Source organism: Nocardia sp. NPDC055050, assembly GCF_053608345.1.
In genome coordinates, this window is sequence record NZ_JBSGVG010000003.1 from 303,451 (window position 1) to 310,845 (window position 7,395).

At 66.3% G+C, this 7,395-nt stretch carries 5 protein-coding genes; 2 read left to right on the forward strand and 3 right to left on the reverse strand.

Annotation, left to right across the window (positions count from 1 at the left end):
• Positions 1-105: 105 nt before the first annotated feature.
• From ACWGCN_RS05955 to ACWGCN_RS05965, 3 genes are read right to left on the reverse strand one after another with little or no spacing between them, the layout of a single operon-like run.
• Positions 106-1,776, reverse strand: coding sequence for a GMC oxidoreductase (locus tag ACWGCN_RS05955; RefSeq protein WP_449962009.1), 1,671 nt, complete (start codon positions 1,774-1,776; stop codon positions 106-108).
• Between the two features lie 5 nt (positions 1,777-1,781).
• Entirely contained in the window at positions 1,782-3,431 is a 1,650-nt protein-coding gene (locus tag ACWGCN_RS05960) for an acyl-CoA synthetase (RefSeq protein ID WP_452460394.1), read from the reverse strand.
• Between the two features lie 34 nt (positions 3,432-3,465).
• Complete coding sequence (locus tag ACWGCN_RS05965; protein ID WP_452460393.1) at positions 3,466-4,950, reverse strand: flavin-containing monooxygenase; 1,485 nt, start codon at positions 4,948-4,950, stop codon at positions 3,466-3,468.
• A 135-nt stretch (positions 4,951-5,085) separates the two neighbouring features.
• Between ACWGCN_RS05965 and ACWGCN_RS05970 the strand changes: the two genes are divergently transcribed.
• Positions 5,086-6,120 (forward strand): AraC family transcriptional regulator, encoded by a 1,035-nt coding sequence (locus ACWGCN_RS05970; RefSeq protein WP_452460392.1) that lies wholly within the window; start codon positions 5,086-5,088, stop codon positions 6,118-6,120.
• Positions 6,121-6,223: 103 nt separating this feature from the next.
• Complete coding sequence (locus tag ACWGCN_RS05975; RefSeq protein WP_387444780.1) at positions 6,224-7,372, forward strand: acyl-CoA dehydrogenase family protein; 1,149 nt, start codon at positions 6,224-6,226, stop codon at positions 7,370-7,372.
• Positions 7,373-7,395 lie beyond the last annotated feature (23 nt).

Consider the following 7,395-nt stretch of genomic DNA (forward strand, 5'->3'; position numbering starts at 1 on the left):
TCGACTAAACGACTCAGTGGGGGCTTTCGGTCACTGCCGCTACGCACCGACGCCCCGCAGCGCCGAAGCGCTGCGGGGCGTCGTGGTGGTTCGACGATGGTGCGGTCAACCCTGAACCGAGTAGCGCAGTGCCGCGGGCGCGGTAGCGGGAACAGCGGGCCGCTTGGGCAGGATCGGTGCGAGGCGGACGTAAGCAGAACCCAGCACGGGACGGGGGTCGGCATCACCCTTGTTGGGCCAGAACGCCATCGCGCGCTCTGCTTGCGCGGTGATGGTCAACGACGGGTTGACCCCGAGATTGGCCGTGACCGCACTGCCGTCGGCGATGTGCAGTCCTGGATATCCGTAGACCCGCTGCCAGGGGTCGACCACGCCGGTGTCGGCGGAGTCACCGATGGTCGCGCCGCCGATGTAGTGCGCGGTGGCCGGAATACCCAGCAGGTCGGTGACCAGATTTCCCGCGTCACCATCGATTTCGGCGGCGTACTCCCGAGCGATCTCGTGCGCGATCGGGATCCACTCGGGATTCGGCTCCCCCGACCCCTGTCTGGTGACCAGACGCCGGCCTTTCAAGAAGGAGGTCAGCGAGTTGTCGAGCGATTGCATCACGAGCAGCACAACCGAGCGCTCGGCAGCACGGTGGACATTCTTCAACCGGATGAACTCGAGCGGATGCGCCGCCACCATGAGCAGTAGCCGCAGCATCCGGAACGCGCCGCCGTCGACCATCGGCAGGCCCTGGGTGAACAGCGCGTTCTGTCCTTTGCCGTACGAGCACACCTCGATATGGGTGTGCGGCTCGGGATGAATCGAGGAGGTGATCGCCACACCCTGGGACAGGTCGTACCGGCTACGACTGCATACCGCGACCACCGCCTCGGAATTGCTTCTGGTCAGCTCCCCGAGCCGAGGCGACAACCCGGGCAGCACACCATCGTTTCGCATGCGGTGCAGCAACTTCTGGGTACCCAACGCAGCCGCGGCGAAGACGACCTGGCGCGCCGTGAACCGGCGCCGGTTCCGGCGGACGATACCGCCCGACCGCATGGTCTCCACGAGGTAGCCGCCGTTGCCGTCCGGCCGCACCGAGGTGACCGTGGTGAGCGGGTGCACTTCGGCCCCGTTGCGTTCGGCCAGGTACAGATAGTTCACCGTGGTGGTGTTCTTGGCATTGTGCGTGCAGCCGGTCAGGCATTCGGAGCAATGAATGCAGCCCGCGCGCGTCGGGCCGGCACCACCGAAGTACGGATCGGGCACCTCCGTGCCCTCCGCACCCTCGTTGAAGAAGACCCCGACATTCGTGCGATGGAACGTGTCGGCAACCCCGCGGCCCTCGGAAATCTTCAGCAGCACTTCATCTTTGGGCCCGACGCGCGGATTGGTTTGCACGCCGAGCATCCGCTTGGCCTGGTCGTAATACGGCGCCAGCTCCGATTTCCAGTCCGTGATGTGCGACCACGCACGGTCTTCGTAGAACGCGGGCAGCGGCTCGTACAGGGTGTTGCCGTAGATCACCGACCCACCACCGACACCCGACCCGCTGAACACCGCGCACTTGCCGAGAACGCTGATCCGCTGCGGCCCGGTCAAGCCGAGTCGGGGCATCCACAGCGACTTGCGGATATTCCAGTTGGACTTCGGGAAATCCTCGGGATTCCATCGCCGCCCGGATTCGAGAACGCCGACGCGGTAGCCCTTCTCGGTCAGCCGCAGCGCGGTGACGCTGCCGCCGAAGCCGGAACCGATCACAATCACGTCGTAGTCGTATTCGGTCATGACGCTCACCGCCCCCCGTGTCCGTCGACGACATACTCGGTCAGCGCCTTGCGCACGATCTTGCCGGTGGGATTGCGGGGCATCTCGTCGAGGAACACCACGTCACGGGGCACCTTGTACCTGGCGAGGTTGTCCTTGACGTAGTTCTTGATCTCCTGCGCGTCCGGCTTGTCGTCCGTGGCGACGACGAAGGCGCGCAATCGCTGTCCGAAGTCAGCGTCGTCGACACCGATCACCGCGACATCGGCGATATCGGCGCGACCCGCCAGCAGATTCTCCACCTCCAGCGGATAGACGTTCTCACCACCGCAGACGACCATGTCGTCGTCGCGGCCGTCGATGAACAGCAGCCCATCAGCGTCGAAGTGGCCCATGTCCCCGGTCGACATGTACCCGTCGATGATCTGTTTGGTCTTCCCGTCGGTGTACCCCTCGAACGGGGCGACGGTGCGGGCGAAGATTCGCCCCGAGACGTTCGCCGCGGTGATTCGGCGATCGTCGCTGTCGTAGAGCGCGATGCGCGCGGTGACCGGTGCCCGCCCGACGGTGCCCGGCGCACGACGCAATTCGTGCGGCTGGGCGACAGCGGTGATCGCGACCTCGGTGGAGCCGTACCCGTTGTAGAGCACGTCACCGAAGGCCTCCTGCCATCGGATCGCCAGGTCGGGGGGCAGCGGTGCGCCGCCGACGAAAACCGTGCGCAGCGTCGAGGTGTCGTACTCGGCGATGACGTCGGGACCGAGCGCGAGAATGCGGTTCAACTGGGTCGGCACCGCGACCAGCATCTCGACCGAATGCCGCTCGATCGCCGCCAAGGTGGCCTGCGCGTCGAAGCGGCGCCGCAGCACGATCTCGGCGCCGAGCGCGCTGGCTATCGTCCAGGTCCCCATCCCGGTGGTGTGGAAAACCGGAGTCGCGATCATGACGACCCCACCGCGAGGGAACGGCACCCGGTCGACGACCAGGGCGGTGGCGAACGGAGAGACCTTGGTGCGCGGCGCACCCTTGGGCAGACCGGTGGTGCCGCTGGTGAGGATGATGAAGCCCGCGGGCCGGTCCGGCGGGGGCAGCGGGGCATTACTGTTCGCCGCCACCAACATGTCGATGGTGACCGTGCTCGGCAGCGGCGTGTGTTCCGCGTCGACCCAGGTGAGGATCCGGGGCATCGTCTCGGGCAGGGCATCGATGAGCCCGGCGAATTCACTGTCGAACAGAATCGCGCGAACCTTCTCCCGCACAGCGACTTCGGTGAGTTGCGGCTTGGCGAAACTGGTGTTCAGCATGGCCAGCCGCAACCCTGCCTTGCCTGCCGCCACCATCGCCAGCACCAGGCCACGATGGTCACGGGCCAGCACGCCGACCACCTCGCCGCCGCGCAGGCCCTGCCCGAGCAGACCGTGGGCCAAGGCGTTGGACTGTTCGTCGAGCTCGCGGTAGGTCAGCACGCCGTGCTCGTCGGCCAGCGCGGGTTCGTCGGGCCGATCGGCCGCCCCGGCGCTGATCATCGCCGCTTGTGGGCCGTAGGAGTTGTTGAGCGCGATCATGCGCTTGATCCGGCGCGGTCGCCACAGGTCGATCAGGCCGGTCTGGTGCAACCGGCGCACCGCCCGCACCTTCTCGCGTACCTCGGCCGCGGTGCCGTTGGTCAGCTTCATCGATGAGCCTCTTTCGAATTCCGGTCCGCGAATATCACTGGCCCGCAGGCGTTGTCGTGTTGGTGGTCAGGTGATAGTGCTCGGGGCGCAGGGCTCGGGTCTGTAGTCGATAACTCAGGACCGCGCCCGGCCAGTTGTTGGTGATCCGGCCCGCGGCGTTGCGATACCAGCTCGAGCACAGACCCCACGGCGTACGGGCGAGCCGGGCTTGCAGCTTCACGTCGTATTCCTCGGCCACCGCACGCCGGACATCGAGGGTGTGCGCCGGGTGGCGGGACAGTTCCTCGAGCGCCTGGCGGATGTAGCGAGCCTGCGATTCGATCATGTAGACGATCGAGCCGACGCCCAGGTTCGTATTGGGCCCGTACACCATGAACATGTTCGGGAAGCCGGGCACCGTGATGCCGTGGTAGGCGCGGGCACCGCCCTGCCACTCGTCCTCGAGCTTGCGCCCGTTCGCGCCGCGAATCGCCATCGGCCACAGGAATTCGGTGCCCTTGAACCCGGTTCCGTAGATGATCACGTCGACTTCGTGCAGCACGCCGTCGGCGGTTTTCACCCCGGTCGGCACGACTTCGGCGATCTCGGTCGTCTCCACCCGCACGTTCGGCTGGGTGAGTGCCGGATAGTAGTTGTTGGAGAACAGCCCACGTTTGCAGCCGGCCGGGTAGTCGGGCGTCAGTTTCGCGCGCAGTTGCGGGTCGCTGACCTGCGTGCGCAGATGGTTCACGGCGATCCTGGTGACCAGGCCCCTGATCGCGGTGACATCAGCGATGCCCAGCGACAGAAACTCACACAGGACCCAGACCGCGAATCGCTCGGCGAGGCGAACCGGCGGCACCGTCGCGAACATCCGGTGATGCCACGCCTTGTACTCGACATCGGGCTTGGGCAGCACCCACGCCGCCGAGCGCTGGAACAGTGTCAGGGCCCCCACCTGCGGCTGGATCGCGGGCACGAACTGGATCGCACTGGCACCGGTGCCGACAACGGCGACCCGCTTGTCCGTCAGGTCGACACTGTGGTCCCACTCCGCGGAGTGGAAGGCCGGTCCGGCGAACGAGCTGATCCCGGCGATGGTGGGCAGCGCGGGCCGCGAGAGCTGACCGACCGCGGAAATCAGCACGTCGGTGGTTGCCTCGTAGCCGTCGGCGGTACGCACCGTCCATTTCCCGCTCGCATCGTCGAATTCGGCTTCGGTCACCTCGGACCCGAACCGGATCCGCTCGCGCAGGCCGTTGTCGCGCGCCACATCCCGCAGATACGCGTGGATATCGGGCTGTCCCGAGAACCGCTTGGGCCAATCGGATTTCGGCGCATACGAGTACGAGTAGAGCGGGGAGGGAATATCGCACCCGGCGCCCGGGTAGGTGTTCTCCCGCCACACCCCACCCACATCCGACGCCCGCTCCAGGATGACGAGGTCGTCGAAGCCGTGGCGCAGCAGTTCCATCGCCATGCCGAGGCCGCCGAACCCGGTGCCGATGATGACAGCGGACGGCATTGTCCGAGTGCGCATAGCCCAGCTCCTCATGTCAGTGATCTCTGCGGTCAACGGTAGGTCGCCGTCGACGCGAGAACGAGGATGCCCGCGGACAGAAAATTGACATTTCAGGCCATAATGGAAGGCATGCGCGCGCGACAGGAACCAGCAGTGGACACGTGGGACTTCCCCCGGGGTGTTGCCAGCGTCGCCGTGATGCACCGGTTCGCCGTCGAACACGGAGCCGACGCGACGTCGATGCTCGCCGGTACGGGTCTGTCCGTCGCCGACCTCGACTCCGCCGACCGCCAGATCGATGCCCGCACGGAATTGCTGGTGGTTCGCAATCTGCTGCGCGAACTCGGAACCCGCCCCGCGCTCGGCATCGAGGTGGGGCGCAGTTACCGCATCAGCGCCTTCGGTATCTACGGCTACGCCTGGATCACCAGTCCCACCCTCGGCGAGGCGATCTCCTTGGCGCTGAGCTACTTCCAGTTGAGCTTCGCGTTCTGCACACCGGTCGTGGAGCTCCACGACCAGCAGATGGTTGCCCGGATCCGACACGATCGGATCCCGGATGACGTCCAGCAGTTCCTCGTCGAACGCGACACCTTCGCGATGCATCGGGTGCTCGACGACCTGCTCGGCCGACCGGTGGATATCCACCAGGCGCGGTTCGCGTTCCCGGAACCCGGCTATGGCGACGACATCGCCGCGATCCTGGGCGTGGACCCCCGATACGGGCAGGCCGAAACCAGTATCACGATCACCGCCGAAACCCTGAATCAGCCACTGCCACAGGCGAATCAGGCCACGCTGGCCCTGTGCCTGGCGCAATGCCGTGAACTGATCGACCGCCGGACCACCCGCACCGGGATAGCGGCCGAGGTTCGCGACCATCTGCTGGCAGGCACCGGTACCGCGGGAATCGCGATTCCGCCGTCGCTGGACGCGGTCGCCCACGACCTCGGCACCACCGGCCGCACGCTACGACGGCATCTCGCCACCGACGGCACCAGCTACCGCGTCCTGCTCGACGAGGCGCGGCGCGGTCTGGCCGAGGACATGCTGACCGCCACCGCGCTCTCGGTCGAGGAGATCGCCGTGCGGCTCGGCTACACCGAGGCGGCCCCCTTCATCCGCGCCTTCAAGCGCTGGACGGCCACCACTCCGGCCGCCTACCGGCGCACCCGGGGTCGCCGCTGATCACGGCGACCCCGACCGCCGAGCATTCCCTATTGACGCCGTGCCAATATATCTGACAATCTGTTTCCGCAGATTGAGGCAGATTGCGTCCTGGGAGGCACGGATGACCGCACAAGCGGGCTGGGTAGACGATGAGATCGAAGCCGTTCGCGAACTCGCGACGAAGTTCTTCGAGAAAGAGGTGCTTCCTGGCGCCGAGCGGTACAAACAGCAGGGTCACCCCGACCGTGACCTCTACCTCAAAGCAGGCAAGCTCGGGTTGCTGGCCCCGTCTGTTCCCGAAGAGTACGGCGGCGGAGGCGGCACCTTCGCCCACGAGGCGGCGATCATCGAGGCCCAGTCGAAGGCAGGCGACACCTCCATGGGCCTCGCGATCCACTCCGGGATCATCGCGCCCTACCTCGTCGAGTTCGCCGCCGAAGAGCTCAAGGCGCGCCTGCTGCCCAAGGTGGTCAGCGGCGAGTGCCTGCTCTCGATCGCGATGACCGAACCGGGAACGGGATCGGACCTGCAGAACATTCAGACCAGGGCGGTGCGCGACGGCGACGAGTACGTCATCACCGGTTCGAAGATGTTCATCAGCAACGGCGCGCTCTGCGACGCGGTCATCATCGCCGCCAAGACCGACCCCGACAAGGGCGCCGCCGGGGTGTCGCTCATCGTCGCGGAGGTCGGTGACGACACCCCCGGCTTCACCCGCGGGCGGACCCTGTCCAAGATCGGCGGCACCGGCCAGGACACCGCCGAGCTGTTCTTCGACGGCCTGCGGGTGCCGGTCGGCAACCTGCTCGGCGAGGCCGAGGGCCAGGGCTTCTATCAGATGATGAAGCTGCTCCAGCAGGAGCGACTCGTCTGCGCGGTGATGGCCGTGGCGTCGATGGAGGCCGCGGTCGCGATGACCATCGCCTACACCAAGGATCGGCAAGCGTTCGGAAAGTCGCTGCTCGGCTTCCAGAACACCAAGTTCGAGCTCGCCGAGTGCGCCACCATCGCCAGAATCGGTCGCGTCTTCCTCGATGACTGCCTCACCGACCACCTGGCAGGCGAGCTCGACGTGGCGACGGCGTCGATGGCCAAATACTGGCTCACCGATCAGTTGAGTGTGGTCGCCGACCGCTGCCTGCAGCTGTTCGGCGGATACGGGTTCATGACCGAGTACCCGATCTCGGAGATCTTCACCAGTGCGCGGGTGCTTCGTATTCTCGCGGGAACGAACGAGATCATGAAGGAACTGATCGCCCGTTCGCTGTAGCCCGTTCCAGCACAGAACCCCCG